Below are 24,540 nucleotides of genomic sequence, written 5' to 3'. Positions count from 1 at the left end.
GTCTGTTTCTGAAGTCGGGAACAGGGGCGGTCCGACGGGTCAGCCGAACTGCTTGACTGCCGTGTAGTACGTCCAGGCGAGGCTGTTGCAGGACGCCTTCTTCACGGTGCCGTACCCGTTCGAGCCGCACACCCGCTTGAGGTCCTCGTAGAACATGCTGTCCAACCGGGGCTTGTTGGCGTCGAATTGTCCGGCGGCCTTGTAGTTGCGGTAGCCGAAGTCGTGCCGGGCACAGGAAAGGTTGAACGGGAAGCCCAGCGGATTGTCGGGCGACGAGGAGCAGTAGTCCGTGGACCAGTCGAAGCCGTAGGCCGACCAGGCTCCCTGGTTGTTGCGCGCCGAAATGAAGGCGTTGTAACTGGAGGCGCTGGTCTGGGTCCAGCTGGACAGGACCTGCGGCTTGTCGGCGGGAGCCGCCGAAGCCGGTGCGGTGGCAACGGCCCAGGCGAGCACGGTTGCGGTCGGAACGGCCAGGATTGCGGTCATGCGACGTATCACGCGCTACCTCCGGGAGCCGGCCGCCCGGCGATGGAGCGGGCGGCGCATCTGCAGGAGTGCATCACGCACGGCGTCGTCGGCCTATGCGCAAGCGGGAAGACCTGGCGGCCCGCCAATTTCCCTTCTGCGCAAGGCAGGTGGATTCATGTTCGGCCCTGGAAGGTGCCTGCGGTGGCCGGTTCGCCGCCTGAACGACCGTATGAATTTCGGGCAGACCGTCACCCTTCCCGGAGAGGCCGCCGGGCGGCTAGCATCGCCGTCGAAGTGACGCGGAACCACGGTTTGTCGTGCGTGCGTGTCCGGGGCCTTCCGGGATCGGTGCCGGGCCGTCGCGTCTGAGCCAGGGCCGGAGGATCCTTGCGCCTCTCCCAGAAGTCGGCTATTCGACCCATCGACGTTCGCGCATGGGGCATCTACGTGCCGGAAATCGCCGGTGACGGCTCGGTGCGCCCCATCCCGGTGCGATTCGGGCGTTTCTTCGGGTGTCGATGGAGGTGTGTCACATCAACCATTCCGAGCTCGTCGGGCAGCTGAAAGCCCGACGCGACATCACCGTCTCCAAGATCCTCGACATGACGGTGAGCGAAATTCCCAAAATGGCGCAGCTGCATGCGAAACGTCCCGAAGAGGTTCCGGGTGAACTGCACTTCGTGACGGTCCGCATGCTCGACATGTTCGACAACGGTCAGGCTCCCCTCCTCGACTCCGATCTGGAGGTCTTCCGGAACATGGGGGCGCGCCGCCGTCTGCTCGACTCGTTCTCCGCTTCCGATGTCCGAGACGCGTTCGAGGTGGGGCACCTGGCCGGCCTGCGTGACGTTCTCTCGGTGGCGAACTCCGGGAACTACGCGGAGTTCGCGAAGCTGATCACGTACGGGGCCCAGGAGAACGCCCGGATCCTCGCGGCCGCGATGGCGGGCTACCACGACACGGCGCGCGTCGAACGGGGGGAGACGTTCCAGGCCCGCCGGCAGCTGCTTGCCGCGGTGCTACGCGCGTCGACCGAGTCCGTGGCGGCGGCCGCGGCGGCGGGACTGCTCCTCCCCGAGGGCTATCTCATCCTCGTCTGCAGGTTCCTGCGGGAGGAAGGAGCCCTCGACCGTGCGCTGGACGCGTGCCGGGGCCTGCTCCGGTCCTCGCCCGGGATCCTCTGGTCCACCCGGGCGCAGCGGGACGAGATGATGGTGCTGCTCCCGGTGAACGGTGACGAGGACGCCGTGGAGGCGCTGTCCGCCGAGCTGGTGACGGCAGCGTCTCGGCAGGTGCGGTCCGTACGCGCTGCCCATGCCCTGGCCGCCACTGTGGGATCGGTTCCCGAGACGCTGCGCGAGCTGCGGCAGACCATGTCCGTGGTGGTCGCGATGCCCGATGCGCAGGCGCGCCCCTACAAGGCGGCCGAACTGGTCATTGAGCTCGCCATTTCCCGGCAGCCGGCACTGCGGGGCCGGCTCGTCGACTTCCTGGCACCGCTCGAACGGGGGACCGATCTGCGTCTCACCCTCGACGAGCTGTTCTTCCACGAGCTGGACCGGGAGAAGACCGCCAAGTCGTTGAACATCCATCGGAGAACGCTGAGTTACCGCCTTCAGAGAATTCGGGAGTTCAGCGGGCTCGATCCCAGCAGTCCGCACGGCATCCAGCTGCTCCGGGCAGCGATGACGGCCGCGAACCTTTCCTCTTCCAGGGCCGACGACTCCGACGCCCGCCTCGCTTCCCACGGCATGCCCTGACGAGATGACGCCCGGCGCCGCACGCGGCTCACGCGCTGATGGGGATGATGCCCAGTGGTTCGGTGGTCGGCTGGCCGGAGCCGCCCGCGGGTTCGACGGTGATGCCGACGGCGACCGCGTCGCCCAGGGGGCCTTCGAGGACGCGTGCCGCTCGGTTGCCGGCAGTGTCCAGAAGGCCCGCGGGCCGCAGGTCGCCCGCCTCGGCCGCGTACCAGAGTTCGTACACCTTGTCGCTGGGCAGTCCCGGGAGGTCGCGGGCGGTGAACGCGGCCCGCGCCTGCTGGCGGGAGACGACGACCGCCGCGTTCGTTCCGTCGCTCAGCTTCTCTGTGTGCACGGTGGCGTCGGGGGCCGTGAGGACGTCCGCGAACGCGTTGCCCGAGGTGCGGGCCTGCTCCTGGGCCTGGGCTGCCCGGGCGCGTGCCTCCTCGGCCTCCGAGTGCTGCCTGACGGCGACCGCGCCGAGCGTGGCTGCCGCCGCGACGCTCGCGGCGAGCGCGAGACGCAGGCCGTACCGGCCGCGGGACCGGCCGCGGGGCCGTGAGAGGTGGCGAGCCCGGTCCTGCGGAGTGCGGGCAACCTGCGCCATGACGCGTGTACGCAGTTCCTCGGGTACCGGGGCGGTCTCGGCGGAGGCGAGACGGGCGACGGTCCTCTCCCACGCGGCGACGTCCCGGCGGCATGCCTCGCAGCCGGCGAGATGATTCTCGAAGGCGGCTTCCTCCGCGGGCGGGAGGGCGTGCAGAACGTACGCCGCGGCATCGAGGTGCGGATCCGCCGATGGTGTCATGATCCGGCCTCCAGACAGGTGCGCAGCTGATCGAGGCCCTTGCGCATGCGGGACTTCACGGTGCCTTCGGGGGTGGACAGGGACCGTGCCACCTCGGCGTAGGTCATGCCCTGGTAGTAGGCGAGTACCAGCGGCACTCGCTGGAGGCGGGCCAGGGCCGCCAGACAGCGGTGTACGCGGCGCCGCTCGTCATGGTTCTCGACGCTCTCGGCGACCTGATCGAAGTCTCGGTCCGCCGACAGCATTCCGGCACGCCATTCGCGGTCCTTGCTCGCCTGGACGGCACGCACGCGGTCCACGGCCCGCCGGTGGGCGAGGGTGAGAACCCATGCCTTCGCCGTACCGCGGTCGGGCCGGAAACGGTCCGCTGTACGCCACACCTCGATCATGACGTCCTGTGTCACCTCTTCGGCCTGTGCGGCGTCCCGCAGAATGCGGCACGCCAGCCCCATCACCGGCTGGGCCAGTGCGTCGTAGACGCCGGCGAACGCCTCCCTGTCACCGTCGGCCGCCCGGAGGAGGAGCGTGTCGACGGGAGCGTGGGGCTCGGGTGCGTGCGGCAGAGGTCGTCCCCCCTTGTGCCTGCGGTGGTCGGTCGCCGGGGCGGCGAGGCCGAGTCGTCCTGCTCGACGCGGCCCGACCCGTTCGACTCTGCCGTCTGCGACGGGGTCGTGCCGAGTGGCCGCGTCAGCCGGGTGAGTCCGGCGTGGGGCGGGGCGGGGCGTCACGGTGGCCTCCGCAGGTCGGGTGGCGGCCCGTACCCCTGCCGGTCGGGTGTCGGCCCGTACACCTGGGCTGCGGCTAGCGCGGCCCCGCCCCCGAGGCAGGGGACCACCCCGATCGAAGGGACCGCGTCGGTGGTCATTTCCGCTCCCTGTGGAGGAGACTTCCTGTGTGAGGGATTCGTAGCCGTACCGAGCGCGGATGACGGATCGGCGAGGCCGGTGGGCTCGCGCTCGATCGGTCCGACGGGCAGGATTTCCCGGTGCTCCGTCATCCGGCGACGGCTCGGCTCCGAATCCCTGGTGACCCTGCACGGCGAGTCAGCTGTCGGATCCCCACGGCCACCGGGTCTTGTGGCCGTCCGGGCCGACTCACGACGTCAATCGGCGTGCTCACGGAAGTCGATCAAGCGAGGGAGGTGTGTCTGATGACCGCGTCCATGCGCGCCCGCCGTCTGGTGGCAAGCGCCGCAGCGGCGGGACTGCTGGCCGGCGGCGCCGCGCTCGGCATGTCCGGAACGGCCACCGCGGCACCCGCGCCCACATCCGTCTCGACCGTCGTGGCCGGTGGCCACAGCGACCATCACGACCGGTGCGAGTGGAAGAAGGGGCACTGGGAGAAGAAGTGGGTGAAGGGCCACTGGGAGAAGAAGTGGAACCACCACAAGACGTGGCACCAGGGCCATCACGACAAGCACGGTGACTGGCACAAGGGCTACTGGAGCCAGGAGCACCCGTACAAGTGGGTGTACGTCCCGGCCCACTGGGATCACCACTGGGTGAAGGGCCACTGGGACTGCCACCACCGCTGACCGGCGGACCTCGAACCCCTACCGGTGAGGACCGGGCCAGGGCCCGGTCCTCACTCCGTCCTGCCGCGCGGCGTGAGTCGCCGGGCCGCTTCCGGCCCGTCCATGGACGGTTCGTACGGCCCCGGGGCCTCAGGTTTCCCACCGGTCACTTCCGTGGGCCCGGTTCGGCGGTGCGCCCGGTTGCCCTCTTCCCCGGGGAACCGGCCGTGGCCAGAATCTGTCCCTGTGGAGGGGAATGCCGGCCACGGCGTCGAGGGGGACAGGCATGGGCGCATGGGTGGTGCCGGGGTACAGCGAAGCTCGGGAGCTGGGTTCCGGCGGCAGCGGGCGCGTGGTGCTCGCCACGCACGAGGAGACCGGACTGCCGGTCGCCGTGAAGTACCTGAGCGAGCGGTTCCGCTCGGACGAGGCGTTCGTGCGGGGGTTCCGGTCCGAGGCCCGGCTGCTCGGGGCCCTGGACAGTCCGTATGTCGTCGGGCTCTACGAGTACGTCGAGGCGCCGCGGGGCGCGGCCATCGTGATGGAGCTCGTCGACGGCGTCGCGTTGCGTGCCCTCATCGCACGAGAGGGGTCGACCGGCCCCGAGGCCGCTCTCGTCGTGCTCAAGGGCTCGCTCCTGGGCCTCGCCGCCGCTCACCGCGCGGGCGTCGTGCACCGCGACTACAAGCCCGAGAACGTTCTGGTCGCCGCCGACGGGACGTCCAAGCTCGTCGACTTCGGGATCGCGGCCGGCCGGGGCGCCACACCGGGTGTCGCCGGAACGCCCGCCTACATGGCGCCCGAGCAGTGGAACGGTGCCCCCGCCTCACCGGCGGCCGACGTCTACGCGGCGACCGCGACCTTCTTCGAGTGTCTGACCGGCCGTAAGCCGTTCTCCGGCGACAACTTCGCGGAGCTCGCCCTGCACCACCTGGGCACGCCCGTTCCCGACGGTCAGGCACCGGAGCCGCTGCGCCCGTTGATCCGGCGAGGTCTGGCCAAGTCCCCGGACGAGCGGCCGGAGAACGCGGCCGCGTTCGTGACCGAGCTGGAAGCGGTCGCCACGGCCGCCTACGGGCCGGACTGGGAGGAGCGCGGCCGGGGACGGCTGGCGGCGTTGGCCGCGCTGCTGCCTCTGCTTCTCCCTTCCTCCGGCGGCGGTGTGTCGGAGGGCACGACCGCGCTCGCCACCACCACGTTGCCGACCCCGCCGCCGCGCCCCCGGTGGCGTCTCCCCCGCGGGACGCCGCTGGGTGCGGCCGCGCTCGTCCTGGCGCTGCTGCTCGCCCTCGCCGCACGGGCCGGGGGAGAGGAGGCGGACGGCGACAAGTCCGCCCAGGCCTTCGCGACGACGAGCACCGGCCCGGACACCTCCCCGCCCGGGCCCACCACAGCACCGCCGTCGCCGTCGTCCCCGGGCCCGGACCTCTCTCCGACGGCGACGACCCCGCCGCCCACCTCTTCCGGGAGCACCGGGCCGAGCGCCACCACCGACGCACCTCCCACCGACGACCCGACGACGCCGCCGACCGTGACCACGCCTCCGACGGCCACGACCGACCCGGCATCACCCACCGCGCCCACGTCCCCGCCCACCCCGACCGTCACGTCCCCGACCACGACGTCCGCTCCCCCTTCCGTCGCCGTGACCGCGGTCTCCGTCACGAGCCTGCGCCAGACGGGGCCGACCACCGCCTCGGGCACCGTCGAGGTCACGACGGACGGAACGGGGCCGGTGACGATCCACGTCGAGTGGTTCACCGGTGACGAGAAGGGGGCGCCGGGCGCGCCCGACGGCTCCGAGACCTACCGGCGCGAGGGCGCCACCCGCTACACCCTCACGCTCGCCCACGACGTCCGGGGCGCCGGATGCTACTGGGGGCTGCGCGCGACCACGTACCCCGCCGCCTCGAACGGCGGTTCCCTGCAGCAGATCTTCATCCGGCGGTGCACGATCTCATGAACGACGACGACTACAGCGCCACCGAGCTCGGCAGCCACTGGTTCGAGCGTCCGGCGCCGGAAGCGACACCCGACCGGGTGGAGGGCGAAGTGCTGCGGTTCGGGCCGGGGGTGACCGCGGCGGCCCTCCGGCGGGCCGAGAACAGCCCCACGGTGGTCGAGATCTGGCACGGCACGCTCCCCGGTGTCCCCGTGCCGCGGCCCGCCCGCTCCCGACGGCCGTGGCGCTACGCGTTCGCCGCCGTCGTCCTAATCGCCGTGCTGGTCTTCCTCGCGTGGCGGCAGTACGGGCCCGGCGTCGCGGTGCGGGACGTCACCGTCAGCGCCCCGGGGAAATCGCTGGGCTGCGACGGTACGGCGGACGTGGTGGGCCTGGTACGCACCGACGGGCGACCGGGCACCCTCACGTACCGCTGGGAACGCAGTGACGGAACCCGGTCCGGCGCCCTCAGCGAGAAGCTGGCCCGCGGACAGAAGGAGGCGAGCCTGCATCTCCTGTGGACCTTCCACGGGCCGGGAACACACCAGGCGGTGGCGCGGATCGTGATCACCTCTCCCGGCACCCACTCGTCGTCCGCGACCTTCACGTACGACTGCGGCTGACGGGGCCGGGGCCCGCTCCGGGCAGCTGACGGTGCGCCAGTCTCCCTCGCGGCCCAGGGGCACCAACTGGTTCGGGAGGAGGACCGGCGGTTCGTCACCCTCCGTACGTCTGAGGGTCATACGCTGACGCTGCGTGTGCCCTCGTCCGCCGGGGCACCCCACCGGGCGCCCCGGCAACCTTCGCGGTTCGACGAGGTGTCGGACGCCGAACGACGTTTGCGCGTAAGGGATTTCGAGAACGGCCGAGGCCTCGCCGGCGTCGGCCTCCTGCCGCGCATCAGGCCGACGGCCGGCCGGAACACCGTCCCGTACTCACCGGATCGTTCGCCCATACGGTGCCCTCTCGCCCCGTGCGCTCGCTCGCGGCGCCCCGGTTGAGCGGTTGCGGAAGGCGTACGAGTATGGAAGGTGACAGTTCCATGCGGAACGGGATCGTGCGAAACAGCTGAGAAGTTGTCTCATCAACGATCTTTGCCCTCTCTTCTGCGCAGGGCATCTCTCTGAGCTGGATCAGTCTCAGGAGAGCGACATGACGATCAAGAACATGCAGTTCACCTGCCCGAAGTGCGGCGAGGTGTCGACGTACGCCGTGCAGGCGAACGGCGAGGCCGCCGAGCAATCGGGTCTGGCCTCGCACCAGAACCTGTGGAACCTGCGGAGTCCCGAGGTTCCCTACAAGAACAGTCCGAACCGTGACGCGTACGGCCCGCTGGTCCCGCAGGGCATCGTCGTCCACTACACCCAGGGCAAGTACGAGGGAGCCATCGGCCACTTCCAGAACCCCGCGTCCAAGGTCTCGGCGCACTTCATCGTCGCCAGGGACGGCCGGCGCGCCCAGATGGTGCCGCTGCCCGACCCGGACACCGCCGGCCCCCGGGACGGCCGGTACACGGCCTGGCACTGCAAGGGAGGCAACACCCGCTACTTCGGGCATCGAGCACGAGTTCGGGTACCCGGGAGCCACCTACCCCGCCGACTGGACCGAGGAGATGATGGACTCCTCGGCGGAGCTGTCGGCGTACCTGTGCGCCGTGTACGGCATCCCGATCGAGGTGCCGCTCGCCCCGGACGAGCGCGACTGGTTCACGGGCTTCGGCGGCCACTACAACGTGCCCGGCAACAACCACACCGACCCGGGGCCGTACTTCCCGTGGGACTACTACATCAACCAGGTGGAGTACTACTCGAGCCGCCTGGCCCAGGCCTCGTCCGGCCCCGCCCTCGCGTCCGGGACGCCGCTCCAGGCGGTGCACGGAGCCGGAGCACCCGTCTACCAGACGCTGTGACCGGCGTACGAGGTGACGCCCCATGACGGCCTCCACGGTGACCGCGCTCACCGCCTGTTCCCCCGCCCCCGGCCGCCTCGACCTGTTCGTCGGCGACGGTGACGGCTGCGTTTGGCACAGGACGCGCACACAGTCGCCCGCCATGGTCCGAGGCCAATGGGGCGCCTGGCACTCGCTCGGCCGGCCGTGGCCGTCGCCCGGGGCACCGGAGTGCGCCGGGTGGCTGGCCGCGGTGCGCTCCGGCCCCGGCCGGATCGAGCTCCTCGCCGTCGACGGCGGTCGCGGGGCGAAGCACCGGCTCTTCGCGGCGGCCCGTGACGGCACCCGCGACACGCTCCGTGAACACGACACGCTCCGTGAACGCGACACGCTCCGTGAACACGGCACGCTCCGTGAAGAGACCGGCGCCGAGGCCGGCGACGCTGCCGAGGCGGACGGCGAGGCCCGTGGCGTCTTCGGCGCCGTCCTCGGTGACGCGTCCGGCCACGGCTGGACCCCGTGGACGTCCCCCGACCCGCTCGCCGCGCAGCCCCCGGCGGCCCACCCGATCCTGACGGACGAGCAGCTGACGCTCCTCCTCGACCGGCTCTCCGAGGACCGACGTCCCGACGCCGACCCCCGCCCCACCGGCTTCGCCGCGACGGAACGTGACCTCTTCGCCGTCGCCGGCCGCAGACTGTGGCACCGATCACGGGCGGAGCCCTCCCGATGGGAGGACCTCGGAGGCGACCTCGCCACCGACGGCGCGACCGCCCCCCACCTCGCCGCCGTCCGCGACGAGGCGGGGCCCACCCATGTGTTCGCCGTCTGGGCCAGTACGGCCCTGATGCACCGGCAGCTCGACCGTACGTGGGCCGACTGGCAGCTCATCGACATCTGGGCCGACGTGCGGGGCTACCAGGCCCTGCGCCCCGAGGACCTTGTCGCGCTGACCGTCCGCGGGAGCGGACTGCGCGAACAGGTCCGCGCCGACGGCGTGGTGGAGGTCGTCGCCGCGCGGCCCGACGCCCGGCTCGTCGTGGAGTTCCCGCCGCAGCACATCGCCGAGACCGTCTCCCCGACGGACACGACCAGCCAGGCACGGATCGCGGGCCCCTCACGACTGGCCTTCGCCATCGGGCAGGAGGCCGTACCGCTCACGGTCGACGGCGTCCTGACCGCCATGGGCAGACTGCCCCTGGTCGCGACGCCCGGGAACGCCGGACCGGAGGACGGCCGCCTCGAACTGCCCTGGCGCCTGCTCCTGCAACTGCCGACCGGCGCCCACTGCACGCACCACGCCCTGCCCGCCGTCGGACACGACGGCACCACCGAGCTGTGGCACAGCCGGATCACCCGCCCCGACGGGGCGGACGCGCTCCGGGTGAGGCCCGTCAAGGCCCTCCCGGACGAGCCGGCCCTCGCCACCCCGCTCGGCCACCACACGGCGTCGATCGCCGCCCTCGGGGCGCTGTCCACCGATCCGCCCGTGACGGTCGACCGGCTCGTCCTCAGCGCGTTCGGCGCCTGGTTCGACGCCACCGCCTCATGGCCCACACTCGACTGGACCCACCAGTCCGCGATGGGCCGCGACTACTACGTCCGCGTTCTCACCCGCGGCGCGCTCTTCCCCTTCGGACACCGGGCCGCCTTCGTCGAGGTCACCGAGCGCCGGTTCGACCGGCAGGCCCCGGCCGTGGCGGCGCTCCGCACGACCCGCACGCTCATCGTCACCGAGCCGACGCGCCGCTACGGCATCGGCGACGGCGCCGGCAGGGCGTACGAGCGTGCCTTCCCCTTCCAGGAGGTGTCCGTCGAGCCCAGGCAGCTGACGGACCTGGACGCGGCGGTGTGGCTGCCCGGCCAGGCGTTCTGGCCCACGCGGTCGGGAGCGACCGTCGAGTTCACCGTGCACGCCCGGGCGGACCGGGAGGTCGTCGACTTCCAACTGCCGATGCTGTTCGTCGACGACGCGGGCCTCGGCACCTCCCAGGCCGCCTCGCTCGACGCCGAGTACGCCCACGGGGCACGCACGGGTGACCGGCGCGACACGGGACACCCGACGCGAGAGATCGGACGCAGGATCGCCCTCGCCATGAAGACCGCCACCCAGCCGCTCGAAGGCGCGGTCCAGGAAGTACGGTCGATGTCCTTCGGCGGCGTCGGCGCCCCCCTCGCCGCGAACGGTGTCGGATTCCACCCCCGTGTCACCCGCATGGAGGTCACGCTGCCGGCGGTACGCCAGCTGATCGGATCGTCGCCGACGGCGCCGGCCGAGTTCTCGAAGGCCTTCCTGACGGCCGGCGGCGGCCCGCGGCCCGAGGTCCTGCTCGCCCTGCTGGAGCCGAAGGTCATCGACTTCGCCGCGGCCGGGGCGCGTACGGGCATGGTGGCCGCGCCGAACATGGCCGTCACCGAGATCTCCCGCCTGGCCGGCCCGATCGCCGGCGGCCCCTTCCCGCCGAGACCGCAGGACATGTTCGCCGAGGAGGCCAGACTGTTCGGCGTCATCTCGCTCCGCCGCATCGTGTCCGTCATCACCTCGCGTCCGCAGATCACCTGGTCCGACGCGGTCGGCGCGCCGTCCGCGAAGCTGACCTGGAGCGAGCGGCTGACGACGGAGGTGGAACCCTTCCACCCGAAGACGCCCACATCCAAGGTCTTCCTGGAGGTCCTCTCCCAGGTCGTCGACGGTCGGCCCCAGCTGCGCACGACCGGTGAGGTCACGGACTTCACACTGGAGATCCCGACCCGCGCCTCCGCCCTCGTCGTCCTCACCTTCAAGGAGGTCCGCTTCACCTCCAACTCCGGAGAGAATCCCTCCCTCACCTTCGAACTCGCGGACGCACGGCTCGCCGGGAAGCTGAACTTCGTCAGGACGCTGGCGGAGAAGATCCCGCAGGCAGGACGCGGCGGGCCGCACGTCGAGATCTCCGCGGTCCAGATCCGGGCCACGTACACGATCGCCGTGCCCACCCTCGGCATGGGCGTGTTCACCGTGCAGAACCTGGCCGTCCGCATCGGCCTCGTCCTCTCGCTCGAACAGCGGCCCATCGAGGTCGACTTCGCCTTCGCCACACGAGAACGGCCGTTCCTCGTGACCGTCAGCGGCTTCGGCGGCGGCGGTTATCTGGAGCTCGGAGTGAGCGCCGGCGACCCCGCAGGGGGACTGCAACGGCTCGTCGGCGGAATCGAGTTCGGAGCCAGCGTCGCCATGGACTTCGGCGTCGCGGCCGGCGAGGTCCATGTCTTCGGCGGTGTCGTCTTCGTCAAGACGGGCGGCACGACCGAGATCACGGGCTATCTGCGGATCGGGGGCAGCGTCTCCGTCCTGGGCCTGATCCGGGTCTCCGTGGAGCTGACACTGAGCCTCACCTACGACGTGGAGCACAACGAACTGCACGGCTCCGCACGGCTCGTGATCACCGTCGACCTCACCTTCTGGTCCACCTCCGTCACCCTCACATGCCACAAGAGCTTCAAGGGCCCCAGCGTCGCCGCCGGCCCCCGGGACGCCCTGACGGCGTCCGAGGAGGCACGGCAGGCCTCCGAGGACGCGGCACTGCGGAGCTCGACCGTCGAGGCCGCGCTCGGACCCCAGGGCTCCTCGTTCCCGTGGCAGACGTACTGCCGGGCCTTCGCGAAGGAGTGACCCATGCCCGCCACCGACCTGCGGCGACAGTTCGTCTGGACACCGATCCCGGCCGGGCGGGTCGCCCTCGTCCCGGGACACTCCACCCCCATGGCCCTGCTGTCCGTCCTCCTCACCCCCCGGCTGATCGGCCCCCCGGGAGACCGGAAGCTGTCGGACTTCGGCATGCAGACCTGGCCCGAACGCCTCGCCGCTGTCCGGTTCGACGTCTTCCGGGGAACGCGGCCCGTCGCCTCGTACCAGGTCCCGCATCTCACCATCGAGCAGCAGGAGGTCCGCTTCACCACCGCCCGCCGGCTTTCCGCCTGGAAGGCCCTGTTCACCGCAGACTCGCCCGTGGTCCCGTACCGGACGACCTCCTACGACGAACGAGAGGTCCGTGAGTTCCCGGCCTCCGAGGCCGCCGCCGAGGTACGCCAGGCGTACACGGCCACGGCCCGTGTCCACCTCGACCACGACGGCGGGGTCCCCGAGACCGACCCCGAGCTGCGGGCGGCGCTGAGCCGGGTGAGCGCGATGTGGCAGGCGCGGCTCGCACCACTGGACGGCACGGCGGAGCCCGACCCGTCCGCACCCCGGTCGGCGCTCGCCCAGGCGTACGCCTTCTACCAGCGCGGCTCCGACACGTTCACGGAGTTCTCGTCGTCCGCCGGCCCCGTGCGCGAGTTCCACGAGATCGTCTCCCGCCTCGCCGACCACCCGCTGCTCCTCCGCGCGCTCGGACTGCTGATCGACCTGGCCGTGGAGCCCGCCCCGCTGGCCGAGGCCGGTGGCGCGAGGGAGCTCCGCGTCGTCCCGTACTGGCCGAACCCCGACGGCTCCGTGCCGCCCGGCTGGTCCCACGCCACTCAGGACGATCTGTCCCCGAAGACCGCCTACCTCCTGGACGGGAACCGCTTCGTCGCCGCGTCACTGCCGGGACCGGCGGCCACCGAACTCAGCCGCGGCATGCTGCCTCTGGCCGGCACCGGGGTGCCGTCCCCCACCGGGGACGCCGGCGCGTCGCGGTACGAGGTGATGCCGTTCGACGTCGACGGCGCCGCCCTGCGCATGGTCGGCGTCGCCGAGTCGGACCGCGCCCGGCCGGCCTCGCAGGACCGGGCCGACGTCGGCGCGCTGCCCGCCCTGCGGTCGATGGGCTACGCCCTCGTCGAGCGGGACCGCGTACAGGAACACCACAGGCAGCTCCGGCGGGCCGCCCAGCGGGCGACGGCCGACGGCCTCACCACCCAGCCGGTGACCGCGGATTCGCTGCTCGGCGGCTACCGGGTGGACATCTTCGACGTGGCCAGGAACCGGTGGTACCCACTCTGCCGCCGGCGCGTCCGCTACAAGATCGGCGACCTGACGATCGGACAGGACGCGTCCGGCGGCAGCGGCCCCGCCGGCCTCGTCGAGGAGGGATTCGTACGCCCCGAGGCGTCGACGACCGGAGCCGGCGCGCGAGACGCCCTGTACCTCCACCAGATCGTGATGCGCTGGGACGGCTGGAGCCTGGTCGCGGAGCGACCCGAGCGGATCGTCGACACGGGGGACGAGATGTCGGCGGCGGCCGACCCGCCGCCCTTCGACGCCGTCGTCGAAACCGACCCGGGATCGCTGCCCCGCCTGCGGTTCGGCCGCGACTACCGCCTCCGCGTACGGATCGCCGACCTCGCCGGAGGCGGACTGCGCCCTGACGAGACCGGGCCCGAAGAGGAACGGACGAACGTCTTCCGGCACCACCGCTTCGAGCCCCTCCCACCCCCGGAACTCGTCCCCACCCGCGAACTGGCCGACGGCGAGACCCTGGACCTGATGGTCATCCGCAGCGATCGCGACACGACGGTGGAGGCGTACGCGGCGGCCCACGGCCACCGTGCCTTCGACCTGCGCCACCTCCTCGCCCCCGCGTGCTCCCTCGAACTGGCCCTCCAGCACGACCGCACCTTCGACGCCGCCCTCGGCCCGGACGTGCCGACCGCGAAGGTGAAGGAGTTCTTCGCGGTCGCCGAACGAGCCGACCGGGCCGTCTCCGACATCGCCGGCGCGGTCGTCGTGGGAGCGGAGACCGGCTCCACCGTCCCAGCCCCGTACGTCTTCCTACCCGAGACGGGTGTCTCCCTGCCCTGGCTCCCCGACCCGGCCACCACGCACCTCGCCCTGAATCCGCGCCGCAGGCCCGTCGACCCCGAATCCGGCACGTACGGAACGGTCGTGGGCGACAAGAGAACCGGCCTGTGGCAGGGCACCTGGCCGGCGTACGCGCCGATCTCGCTCCGCCTCGTCGGCGGCCCCGGCGGCTGCACCCTGACCCGCTCCCCGGACCAGCGCACGTTCACCGTCGCGCTCGGCCCCGCCGAAGAGGTCACGTTCGACATCCCCTCCTGCCCCGGCACCCGCAGCGTCCAGCTGTTCGGCATCGTCACCTGGCTGGGCATCGACCCCACCGACCCCACCGCGTTCAAGCCCATCGTCGAGGGCCGCAACCGCCTGGTCACACCGCCCCGCACCGTCACGCTCGTCCACGCCGTGCAGCGCCCCCTGGCGATCCCCTCTGGTCTGCTCGCCGCCCGGCGGATCGCCGGAGACACCAGCGCCGTCCTGCGCACCGACGGCCTGCGCATCCACATCGCCAGCACCGGCCGCCTGGACCTGCGCGCCGAGTGGACCGACCACGAGGACCTCCCGCCGCAGAAGCCGGCCGAGCGCCGGCAGACCGCGATCCTCGGCTCGTACGACGTCCGGCGCGCCCCTCAGCACGAGGCGTTCCCCACGATCCGCCAGGAGTTCGGCGACACCCGCCGTCGGCACGTCCTGTACCGAGCCACCGCCGTCTCCCGCTACCAGGACTGCTTCCGCCGCGCCACCGCCGCCGACCCCCGGGCCTGCCTGAGCGAGGGTGTCCTGGAGATCACGGACGTGCCCAGCTCCGCCCGACCGCCGGCGCCCAAGGTCCTCCACACCGTGCCGACGTTCCGCTGGCTCCGTTCGCACGACGGCCAGAAGTCGCTCACCCGGTGGCGGTACGGGGGCGGCCTCCGGGTCCTGCTCGAACGGCCCTGGTACGTCTCCGGGGACGACGAACGCCTCGCCGTCCTCACCTGGCCCGGCCCGTCCGCCCCCGCCGACGTGCTGCGGTACGTCAGCGTCGCGGGCCGCGACCCGATCTGGACCACCGGCGCCCCGCCTCCCGTCCTCGGCCGGAGCGACGTCGTCGCCCCACGCGGCGACCGGGCGGACCAGCCGGAACGGGAACGCGCCCTCGAAGCGGACCTGCCGGAACTGGAACGCGCGCTCGACGTGATCGCCCACCCCGTCCGCTTCGACGAGGAGGCCGACCGCTGGTACGCCGACATCGACCTGTCCCCCCTCGTCACCGCCTCCTACTTCCCCTTCGTCCGGCTGGCCCTGGCCCGCTACCAGGCCCACACCGTCGACGGTGTCCCCACCCTGTCGCCCTCCCTGCGGACGGAGCCCGTCCAGCTCCCGCCCCACCGCCGGCTCGTCGTCACCCGCACGACGGGACGGGCCACCGTCCTCGTCGATGGCCTCGGACCGGCCGGCCCCCGGCCGAACCTCGTCCGTACCGAACTCCAGGTCGGTTCCGACCCGGCCGCGGACGGCGGCGGCGCGGGCTGGAGCACCGTCTTCCGGACCTCCGGGCCCCTCGGCCAGGCCCGCGACCTCGACCTCCCCGCCACCGGGGGCCGCCCCCAGCGCATCGTCGTCCAGGAGTACGAGACGCATCCGCCCGCCACGAACGAGACGGGATCCGCCGTCGAAGGCCCGGGGCGGCTCGTCTACGCCGACATCGTCCCCCTTGGAGTGTGGTGAGCATGGTCGACCCGGTCTTCCAGATGTTCCCCGAGGCGGGGCCGCTGAGACTCGCCGCGGGATCGCCGCCCGGCGCTCCGGTCGCCTTCGAGGTGGGTGCCCAGCTGACGGGCATGTTCCTTCGCCTCATCGCCCTGGGGTCGGAGTGCGCGCCAGCCGGGGAAGCGGCCCCGGCGATCGAACTGCGCGTGGGGCTGGGGGAGTTCGCTCCGGTGCCGCGAGAACCGGACACGGTGACGATCCGTGACGACACCCTGTCGCCGGTCGCCACGGCCTCCTGGACCCGCGAGCCCCGGGACGTGTTCCTGGTCAGACTGGACATCACCAAATCGTCCGACCTGCCCTGGCACATACGCATCACGAACAAGGCCTCGACGGAACTCCTCTTCGTCTGGGTCGTCTCGGACCTCGAGGAGGACACCCGTCAACCGCGGATCCTGATGCCACAGTCCCACGCACGGCTCGTCGTCCAGGGAGTACCCGTCGACGACATCCTCGTGAACGTGGCCAACATCGGCACGGGAGACCTGGTCATCGACACCCCGGCCGGCACCGACCTGGGCGACGGCTTCCTCCTGGACGAGGTGACACCGACCGTCGCGCCCAACGGCTGCGGGCACCTCACCATCAAGATCCCTCCCGTCGAATTCATCCCCTTCGGCGCCGGACACAACCATCACTTCACCGACTTCACCCTGGAGGCCAACACCCGCGACGAGGAGGAACGGACGCTCCATCTCAGCGTCTCCGAGAAGCTCGGCAAGGAGAAGGAGAAGGACCACAAGGACAAGGACGGGAAGGAGGGCAAGGACAAGGAGCACAAGGACACGCCGCACGAGCTGATGATGGCCGTCGACCCCTTCCCCACGCCCCTCGTACCGCTCGTCGCCTGGACCGGTGCCGCCTCCCCGCACGTGCACTTCATCCCCCCGGACCTGCGCCCCGACACAGCGACGAGCGCACTCGTCCACGAGGACCCGGCGCCGTAGCACGGCGGCGGTCGTCATGTGGCTGGTGCTGTGCGACGCCGAGGACCGGGCGGCCCGCTGGGCCGCCGACGGGCTGCGCGCACGGGGGCTCGACCCGGTGGAGGTCGTCGAGGCCGGGACGCTGACCCGCACCGCACGGTCCACGCACCGGATCGAGGAGGAACGGGGCGAGGGGCAGGACGGCGTCGACTCCGACCGGACCGGTGAAGACCTCCCCGCTGGGGATGCCGCCGCCGGGGATGCCCCCGCCGGGGATCGGGCGCGCTTCGAGCTCACCCTGCCCGACGGACGCAAGCTCGCGAGCGACGCCGTCCACGGCGTGGTCAACCGGCTCACCCACGCACCCGTGGGCCATCTCCGCTTCGCCTCCCCGGCCGACACCGCCTACGCGATGGCGGAATGGGACGCGCTCGTCCTCAGCTGGATCCAGTGCCTCGCCCCCGTGACGGTCAACCGCCCCAGCGCCCTCGGGCTGTCCGGCACCCTCCGCTCGCCCGCCGAGTGGACCGTGCTCGCCGCCGCGGCGGGACTGGAGGTGCCGCCGCTGAGGCTGACCGACGACACCACGCACGAAGAGTCCACGGACCGGCTGTCCACCCGCACCCTGCTCGTCCTCGGCGACGAGGTCTACGGCGGGTACGGCGGATACGGCGTCCGCGGTGGCCATGGCGTCCGCGACGTCCATGGCGTCCACATCGACGAAGCGCTCGACGGCCTGTCCCCGGCCTGCCTCAGCCTCGCCCGCGGCGCGGGAGCGGACCTCCTGGGCATCCACCTGAAGCCCGACGCGCACACCCGGCACGGCGCACGGTTCGCCGGGGCGACGCTCCTGCCCGACCTGCGGATCGCCGGCGCCCCGATGCTCGACGGCCTTCACGCGTACCTGACCCGGCTGCCGGCGAGGTCCCGGTGATCATCGTCTGCGGCATCGCCAGCGAGCGGCCGATCGCCCTCGTCACCGACGCGCTGCGACGCCGAGGGCTGCCGTACGCCGTATTGCACCAGCGCCGTTTCGCGGACACCCCGATCGACATCCGTGTCGACGGCGCGGAGGTGCGCGGGCACCTGGGATGCGACGGCCGGACCGTTCCGTGCTCCGACGTCACCGGCATCTACACCCGGCTCATGGACTGGCGGCTGCTGCCGGAGACGCGCGGTGCGGGCGAGGAGACGCTGCGGCACTGCCAGGCCTGGCACGAGGCCCTCGGCACCTGGATCGAGATCGCGCCGGGACGCGTCATGAACCGCGCCTCCGCGACGGCGACCAACCGTTCCAAGCCCTACCAGGCCCAGCTGATCCGCCGCGCCGGGTTCCGCGTGCCGGAGACCCTCGTCACCGACGACCCCGACCTCGCCCTGGCCTTCCGCGACCGGCACCGCAGGGTCGTCTACAAGTCGATCAGCGCGGTGCGGTCGATCGTACGGCTGCTCGACGACGAGGCCGCCGCCCGGCTCCCGCAGATCCGTTCGTGCCCCGTCCAGTTCCAGCGTTACGTCCCCGGCGTGAACATCCGCGTGCACGTCGTCGCGGGCGAGGTCTTCGCCACCCGCATCGAGACCGACCAGGTGGACTACCGCTACGCCGGCCGGTACGGAGGCCGCGCCGACCTCAGGCCGTGGACCCCGCCCCGCGAACTGGCGCTGCGCTGCGCGGACCTCGCCACCGGTCTGGGCCTCACCCTCGCCGGCATCGACCTCGTCCTCACGGACGACGGCGAGTTCTTCTGCTTCGAGGTCAACCCCAGTCCCGCGTACAGCTTCTACGAGGACCACACGGCCCAGCCGATCTCCGACGCGATCGCCCGGGCCCTGCTCGGCCGATGACGGCGGGCATGAGGAACGGCGGGGTCGGGGCCCGGTCCCGGCAACGAAAAGAGGAGGGCGTCGTGACGGCCGGCTTTCTCCTCCCGTGCGTGAGGAGTCGAGCTGCGCCGACTCCCGCGAGGGGGCAGGATGGGAGATACCGGGGCTGTGCGGCCGCGGCATCGTCGCCCGCATCCGACGGGCAAGAGGTCTCCCATGACCGGTGTCGCGCACGAACCACGTGTCTCAGAGCTCCCCGAGCCGAGCACCGACATGCCCCCACCACAGCACCCATGGCCCCGACGGTGACATCCGGGGTGACCACCCCAGCCGTACGGCCGGCCATCCGGGCGACACGGCGCGGGTCGCCACGGTCTTCACGCTCCAGGGCTAACGACTTCGACTTCAACGACGTACGACTCCACGACTTTCGACTTCACCGGTCCCAGTACGTCGAGTTCAGCGTCGGCCCCCCGGCGGGGTCGCTCGTGAAGCCCGAAGGAGGAAACATGGAATCCGGCAGGATCGAACGCAACCCGGAGGCCCCCAGGTCGGCGCCGCCACCACGCGCGGGCCGGGACCTGGACCGCGAGGCCGCGGAGCGGCTCGACGAGATCCGGCAGTACTTCAAGGACCTGTACGCGGGCCGCGACGTCGTGGCCCGCACCACGACTCCGTACGGGGAGGACCTCGACTGGGTCCCCAGCGAGGCCGATGCCGAGCCACCCGATCTCGAGTACCCGGAACGCTCCGGCACCACCGACCGCCCCGCGTCCCCCCAGCCCTTCCAGACGGCCGTCGACAGCGCCCGGACGGGCCCTCCCGGCACGGTCCCGATGGTGCACAAGCAGCTGGACAGCATCACCGCCACCGGCACCCTCCAGGACTACCTCGCCAAGGGGACACGGGCGAAGGTCCTGACACCGCCGGACGATCCCGGCGTCGCGCCCATGGCCGTCTCCCCGCACAAGTACGCCCACGCCATCCAGCAGGTCACGAACTACGGGACGGAAGGCGTCATCAACACCTGGCGGCCCTACGTCCAGTGGTCGGACGAGTTCTCTCTCGGGCAGGAGTGGGTGGTGCGCGGCAGCTTCGCGCAGGGCACGGCCGACGGGCAGACCGTCGAAGTGGGTGCGCAGACCTACAAGGGCCTCTACGGGGACTGGTATCCGCACCTGTTCATCTTCTACACGACCAACAACTACACGGCGGGCGGCCCGAAGAAGGGCGGCTACAACACCGACGTGCTCGGCTGGAAGCAGGTGTCGACCTCGGTCTACCCGACCGTACGCCTCGCGGAGAGCGTGTACGACGGGGACCAGTACGAACTCTCCATCAAGGTCACGCTCTTCGCCGGCAACTGGTGGGTCCGGATAGGCAACGAATGGATGGGGTACTACCCCGCCGGCGGCGCCGAAGGCCTGTTCAACGCCGCCGGGCTGCTCAACCAGGCGCAGTCCATCGACTGGGGCGGCGAGATCGTCGACGAGATCGGCCACCCGGGGGCGACGGCCACCTGGATGGGCAGCGGCCACTTCCCGTACGAGGGCTGGCGCCGTGCGGCCTATATGCGCAACCTGGCCTATCAGTCCGACACCTCCGGAACGATGGTCAACATGCAGGGCTACATCCACGAGACCAACCCGAACGCCTACAGGATCGCGACCGACTTCTCCGGTACGACGACCTGGGGATCGAACTTCTACTGGGGAGGCCCGGGTGGAGTCGAGTGACCTCCCGGCCGAGGACGACCGGCCCGAGGTGATCCCCTCCGAGGTCGACCCGGAGATCGAGTGCGTCCGGATCGACGAGGCGGGTGGGACGGCGGAGCCGCCGCCCCACCCGTCCACGCAGGACGAGGGCACCGTACGGGGGCGGGGCGCAAGGCTCTGCCCCGAGGGGTACGTGCCCCGGCGCCGCCCCCGCGACTACACACTGGACGGCAAACGGGTCGTCACCGACTCCCCGGCGACCCACAACCCCGAAGAACCGCCGTCTCACGGGGCGGCATCGCCACCCCGGTCCCCCTGAGCCGCCGAGTGAACGCGGAGGGACGCGAGCGATCTCGCAGGTCCGTCGCTGCGCGGGTGTGTCGTCGTGCCGGTCGACGGCGGTGCCGATGAGGCCGGTGGTCAGGACGGCTGGACCTCGTCGAAGAGGGCGAGGGCTTCGGCGGGGTTCGGGCTCACGAGGCGTTCCAGTCCGGCCGTCGTGAGCTGCGCCCATCTGCCGGCCCGGGCCCACATCTGTTCTTCGAAGGCGCGTACGGCCTCGTCCAGATCTCCGGGGCCGGTGGCGATGGACTCGGCGAGTTCGGCGCCTTCGAGCATCGCGAGGTTCGCGCCCGCCCCCAGGGGTGGCATCAGGTGGGCGGCGTCGCCCAAGAGCGTCACCCCGGGCACGTGGGGCCAGGTGTGGGCGACGGGCAGGACGTGCAGGGGGCGGTGGACGAAAGCGGTGCCGTGGCGGAGGAGGTCGAGGACGGGAGCGGCCCAGCCGTCGAAGCGAGCCAGCAGGCTGGATCGCACAGCCTCCATGTCGGCCGGGTCCAGGTGCGTGTGCCGGTCCAGCGGCGCGCGGAACTGGGCGTACACCTTGACGTGGCCGCCGCTGTTGCGTTGGGCGACGAGGGCGCGGTTCAGGCGGCTCTCCGTCACGAATGGCTGGTCGACCTGCTCGGCGGCCGTCCGTCTCTGGGTCCGAACGGCCTCGCCGTGGCCGAAGCCACGTTGGCCGCCCTCGACGGCCTCGCCGACATCGACTCCCGCCGTCAAACTCGCCCTGCCGTCGGCATGACACCCGGCGCCTCGCTTTGCGACGATCACGGTTCGGCGCGAGGGGAGGGTGGACCGGCGACGCTGCCGGCGGCCGTGTGAGGCACGGGCCCGCTGCGCCGAACCTGCCCGGCGGCGGAGCTCCGTTCGAGGGTCCGGATGGCGGCGGAGAAGGTGTGCCGGCGGCCGTGCGGCCCGGCCCCGGCGAGATCCGGAAAGGATCTGACCCTCGCGTCGAAGTACCGGGGCCTGAAGGTCGACGGATCGTACGATCACTCGTACAACTGGTTCGACCCCGCGGGCACCTGTCCGACCTCCGCGCCCTCTGACAACCACGGCCACGGCACCCACACGGTGGGCACCATGGTCGGCGACGACGGCGCCGGCAACCAGATCGGCGTCGCCCCGGCGCCACGTGGATGGCGGCCAAGGGCTGTGGAACCAGCTCCTGCTCGCAGGCGGATCTCCTCGCCTCGGGCCAGTGGATGGTCGCGCCCACGGACGCCTCGGGCGCCAACCCGAGGCCGGACCTCGCGCCGGACGTCATCAACAACTCGTGGGGTGCCGACATCATCGACACCTGGTACAAGGACACCGTCCAGTCGTGGCGTGACGCGGGCATCTTCCCGTCCTTCTCCAACGGCAACGCCGGAACCGAAGGATGCAACACCGCGGGTCCGCCCGCGCTCCGCGGCGACGTCGCGGCGACGGAGAGGATCCTCGACGAGACCGCGATCGACACCCAGGACACGAGCTGCGGCGGAACCGCGGACTTCAACAACGTCTGGGGCGAGGGACGTCTGGACGCGTACGCCGCGGTCAACGCCACCCCGCGTGGCGCGCTAGGCGCCATCGGCGGCAAGGTCGGCTCCGGTGACACCGGCGTCGCGGGCGCGACCGTGACGCCGGACGGACCGATGAAGTCCACCCTGACCACGGGCTCGGACGGCTGCTACAGCCTGCCCAAGGTCCTGGTCGGCGACTACAAGGTCACCGTCTCCAAGTTCGGCTACCACCCCACCGGGTCCACCGTCACGATCGTCGAGAACGGGACGTCGACCAGGGACTTCACCCTGGAGAAGGCGCCGGACGCGACGCTCGGCGGCACCGTGCGGACCGAGGGCGGCGTCGAGGCCGGTGCGACCGTCGTGGTCCAGGGCACCCCGGTGAAGACGGTCTCGGCCGCCGACGGCACGTACTCGGTGCCGCTGCCGGTCGGTGCGTACAACATCGCCGTCACCCCTGTGAGCCGCTGTGCCACCGCGACGACCGTGCGAGTGGAGCTGACCGCTTCGGCCGGCAGGGACTTCGACCTGGGCAGCCGGGAGGACGGCTTCGGCACGACCTGCCAGGTCGGCACGGGTGCCTTCCCGACCGGTGACACCAAGCTCGCCATCGCCAGCCCGACGGCCGGCTCGGCGCCCATCGACCTGCCGTTCCCGGTCGCGCTGTACGGCAGGACGTACCGCTCCGCCACCGCCACGGTCAAGGGCGTGCTCGCGTTCGGTGCCACCAGCGTCACCTCGGCGAACATCAGCCTGCCGTCCACCAGCGTGCCCAACGGTGCGCTCTACCCGTTCTGGGACAACCTGCAGATCGACACCGGCTCCAGCACCTCCGGTGTCTACTGGGCGACCCGCGGCACCACGCCGCACCGCACGACGGTCGTCGAGTGGCGGGACCTGCAGTTCATCTCGGCCCCTGCCCAGCGGATCAGCTTCTCCGTGGTCATCGGCGAGGACGGCACCGTCTCCTACCACTACAAGGACATCGACAGCGGCACCTACGAGAACGGCTCCGGCGCCACGATCGTTGTGGAGGACCACAACGGCACGGACGCCCTGCAGTACTCGTTCAACCAGGCGGCCGTCGCCACCGGCATGAGCGTCTCCTTCCGCACGGGCAGGAGCGCGGTGCTCGCCGGCACGGTCACCGACGACAACGATGGCAAGCCCGTGGCGGGCGCCACCGTCAAGGTCGCCAAGGACGGCACCGACATGGCCACCGGCACCACCGGTGCCGACGGCAGCTATCTCCTCCAGGTCCCGGCCGGCAGCACGGAGTCGGCCTACGGCATCGCGGTCTCCGCGGAGCACTACTCCGGCGCCACCGCGGTGCGCGAGGTGAGGGCCCGTGGCATCGCCGTGGCCGACGCCGTCCTGAAGACCGCTCTGGTCAAGAGCTCCGCGGACCAGTACACCGTGGTCGTCCCGGCGGAACAGGAGCGCACCCGCACGCTGACCCTGAGCAACGCGGGCACCGCCACCGCGTACACCGTGAAGGAGAAGGGCGACGCCTCCTGGATCACGATCACGGCCACCTCCGGCGTGCTGGCCAAGGGCGCCGAGCAGAAGGTGGGCCTGGTCTTCGACACCGAGGGCGCGACTCCGGGCACGGTTCTCGACGGCACGCTGCTCATCACGTCGGAGAGCGGCAGGGACCCCGTCATCGAGATTCCGCTGAAGATCGTCGTCCCGGCCTACCAGGCGGCGCTCGACACCGGCGCCACCGGATCGATCACGGACCTGCGAGGTGACAGCTGGGGTCCTGACCAGGCGTACAAGGCCGGTTCGTACGGCTACATCGGGTCCGGAAGCACGACCAGCACCAAGAAGACCATCTCCGGCACCGACGAGCAGGGGCTCTACCGCACCGCCCGCACCGGCGCGCAGGAGTACCGCTTCGACAACGTCCCCAACGGCGTCTACCGCATCGAGCTCGGATTCGCCGAGGTCAGCGGCACCCGGCCGGGGGCCAGGGTCGTCGACCTGCTGGCCGAGGGCAGGGAGTTCGTCCCCAACCTCGACATCGCCCTGGAGGCGGGTACGTTCACGGCTCTGGACAAGACCATCACGGTGGAGGTCACCGACGGTCAGCTCAACGTCCGACTGTCGGCGATCCACGGCAAGTCGCTGGTGAACTCGCTCCGGGTCACCCAGCGGCCGGACCTGGCGAGCTGAGTCAGGGCGGCCCGACGTAGCGGCCGGCACGGCCCGCCCGGCATTCCGACGGGCGGGCCGTTCCGCGCTGCCGATCGACCGTGTCCGCGGGTCGAGGCGTCGTGGTCGGCCGACGGGCGGGTGCCCTCCCTCCCCGTCGGTACGGGAGGGAGGGCACCCTTCGCTCAATGGTCGGCGGTGGT

The 24,540-nt window shown here is 71.6% G+C and carries 16 protein-coding genes and 3 pseudogenes; 15 read left to right on the top strand and 4 right to left on the bottom strand.

The window, feature by feature from the left end; translation table 11 throughout:
* Window positions 1–39: 39 nt before the first annotated feature.
* Window positions 40–486, bottom strand: a complete 447-nt coding sequence (locus ACH4MY_RS18095) for a phospholipase (protein ID WP_398004101.1) — start codon at window positions 484–486, stop codon at window positions 40–42.
* 608 nt (window positions 487–1,094) lie between these two features.
* Here ACH4MY_RS18095 and ACH4MY_RS18090 point away from each other — a divergent pair.
* Entirely contained in the window at window positions 1,095–2,228 is a 1,134-nt protein-coding gene (locus tag ACH4MY_RS18090; RefSeq protein WP_398004099.1) for a PucR family transcriptional regulator, read from the top strand.
* A 28-nt stretch (window positions 2,229–2,256) separates the two neighbouring features.
* On the opposite strand, the gene ACH4MY_RS18085 is transcribed toward ACH4MY_RS18090, so the two are convergent.
* Both ACH4MY_RS18085 and sigK read right to left on the bottom strand, forming a co-directional pair.
* Window positions 2,257–3,018 carry an anti-sigma factor domain-containing protein gene (locus ACH4MY_RS18085; protein ID WP_398004097.1) on the bottom strand — a complete coding sequence of 254 codons (762 nt, stop codon included), beginning with the start codon at window positions 3,016–3,018 and terminating at the stop codon, window positions 2,257–2,259.
* Entirely contained in the window at window positions 3,015–3,581 is a 567-nt protein-coding gene (gene sigK / locus ACH4MY_RS18080; protein ID WP_398004622.1) for an ECF RNA polymerase sigma factor SigK, read from the bottom strand. Before sigK ends, ACH4MY_RS18085 begins: the two co-directional genes overlap by 4 nt.
* Window positions 3,582–4,168: 587 nt before the next feature.
* Between sigK and ACH4MY_RS18075 the strand changes: the two genes are divergently transcribed.
* The 12 genes and pseudogenes from ACH4MY_RS18075 (at window position 4,169) to ACH4MY_RS18020 (ending at window position 20,655) form a co-directional block, all read left to right on the top strand.
* Window positions 4,169–4,552, top strand: coding sequence for a hypothetical protein (locus tag ACH4MY_RS18075; protein ID WP_398004095.1), 384 nt, complete (start codon window positions 4,169–4,171; stop codon window positions 4,550–4,552).
* 265 nt (window positions 4,553–4,817) lie between these two features.
* The gene (locus ACH4MY_RS18070; RefSeq protein ID WP_398004093.1) at window positions 4,818–6,494 is read left to right on the top strand and encodes a serine/threonine-protein kinase; all 1,677 of its coding nucleotides are present in this window, start codon (window positions 4,818–4,820) and stop codon (window positions 6,492–6,494) included.
* Window positions 6,491–7,096 (top strand): hypothetical protein, encoded by a 606-nt coding sequence (locus ACH4MY_RS18065; RefSeq protein WP_398004091.1) that lies wholly within the window; start codon window positions 6,491–6,493, stop codon window positions 7,094–7,096. Before ACH4MY_RS18070 ends, ACH4MY_RS18065 begins: the two co-directional genes overlap by 4 nt.
* 529 nt (window positions 7,097–7,625) lie before the next feature.
* A pseudogene (locus ACH4MY_RS18060) lies at window positions 7,626–7,967 on the top strand (N-acetylmuramoyl-L-alanine amidase); the annotation flags it as partial.
* A gap of 118 nt (window positions 7,968–8,085) precedes the next feature.
* Window positions 8,086–8,382 (top strand): hypothetical protein, encoded by a 297-nt coding sequence (locus ACH4MY_RS18055; RefSeq protein ID WP_398004660.1) that lies wholly within the window; start codon window positions 8,086–8,088, stop codon window positions 8,380–8,382.
* Window positions 8,383–8,404: 22 nt separating this feature from the next.
* Window positions 8,405–12,013, top strand: a complete 3,609-nt coding sequence (locus ACH4MY_RS18050) for a hypothetical protein (protein WP_398004090.1) — start codon at window positions 8,405–8,407, stop codon at window positions 12,011–12,013.
* 3 nt (window positions 12,014–12,016) lie between these two features.
* Window positions 12,017–15,829, top strand: coding sequence for a hypothetical protein (locus ACH4MY_RS18045; RefSeq protein WP_398004088.1), 3,813 nt, complete (start codon window positions 12,017–12,019; stop codon window positions 15,827–15,829).
* 2 nt (window positions 15,830–15,831) lie between these two features.
* Window positions 15,832–16,818, top strand: a complete 987-nt coding sequence (locus ACH4MY_RS18040) for a hypothetical protein (RefSeq protein ID WP_398004086.1) — start codon at window positions 15,832–15,834, stop codon at window positions 16,816–16,818.
* A gap of 16 nt (window positions 16,819–16,834) precedes the next feature.
* Window positions 16,835–17,731, top strand: a complete 897-nt coding sequence (locus tag ACH4MY_RS18035) for a hypothetical protein (protein ID WP_398004084.1) — start codon at window positions 16,835–16,837, stop codon at window positions 17,729–17,731.
* Window positions 17,728–18,642, top strand: coding sequence for a RimK family alpha-L-glutamate ligase (locus tag ACH4MY_RS18030; protein WP_398004082.1), 915 nt, complete (start codon window positions 17,728–17,730; stop codon window positions 18,640–18,642). The genes ACH4MY_RS18035 and ACH4MY_RS18030 overlap by 4 nt, the downstream gene beginning before the upstream one ends.
* Window positions 18,643–19,130: 488 nt before the next feature.
* On the top strand, window positions 19,131–20,357 hold the full coding sequence (locus ACH4MY_RS18025; RefSeq protein ID WP_398004080.1) for a neprosin family prolyl endopeptidase: 1,227 nt from the start codon (window positions 19,131–19,133) through the stop codon (window positions 20,355–20,357).
* Entirely contained in the window at window positions 20,344–20,655 is a 312-nt protein-coding gene (locus tag ACH4MY_RS18020) for a hypothetical protein (protein WP_398004078.1), read from the top strand. The genes ACH4MY_RS18025 and ACH4MY_RS18020 overlap by 14 nt, the downstream gene beginning before the upstream one ends.
* Before the next feature lie 101 nt (window positions 20,656–20,756).
* On the opposite strand, the pseudogene ACH4MY_RS18015 reads toward ACH4MY_RS18020, so the two are convergent.
* A pseudogene (locus tag ACH4MY_RS18015) lies at window positions 20,757–21,263 on the bottom strand (FAD-dependent oxidoreductase); the annotation flags it as partial.
* Between ACH4MY_RS18015 and ACH4MY_RS18010 the strand changes: the two are divergent.
* Together ACH4MY_RS18010 and ACH4MY_RS18005 are read left to right on the top strand one after the other, a co-directional pair.
* Window positions 21,264–21,389 (top strand): annotated as a pseudogene (locus tag ACH4MY_RS18010) (TetR/AcrR family transcriptional regulator); the annotation flags it as partial.
* Between the two features lie 428 nt (window positions 21,390–21,817).
* Window positions 21,818–24,358: a carboxypeptidase regulatory-like domain-containing protein gene (locus tag ACH4MY_RS18005; RefSeq protein WP_398004076.1), complete on the top strand. Its 2,541-nt coding sequence runs from the start codon at window positions 21,818–21,820 to the stop codon at window positions 24,356–24,358.
* Window positions 24,359–24,540 lie beyond the last annotated feature (182 nt).

Source organism: Streptomyces sp. NPDC017246 (assembly GCF_044331325.1).
Taxonomy (GTDB): Bacteria; Actinomycetota; Actinomycetes; order Streptomycetales; family Streptomycetaceae; genus Streptomyces.
The sequence above is the reverse complement of the archived record's forward strand: the minus strand, read 5'-3'. Positions and strand labels throughout refer to the sequence as shown.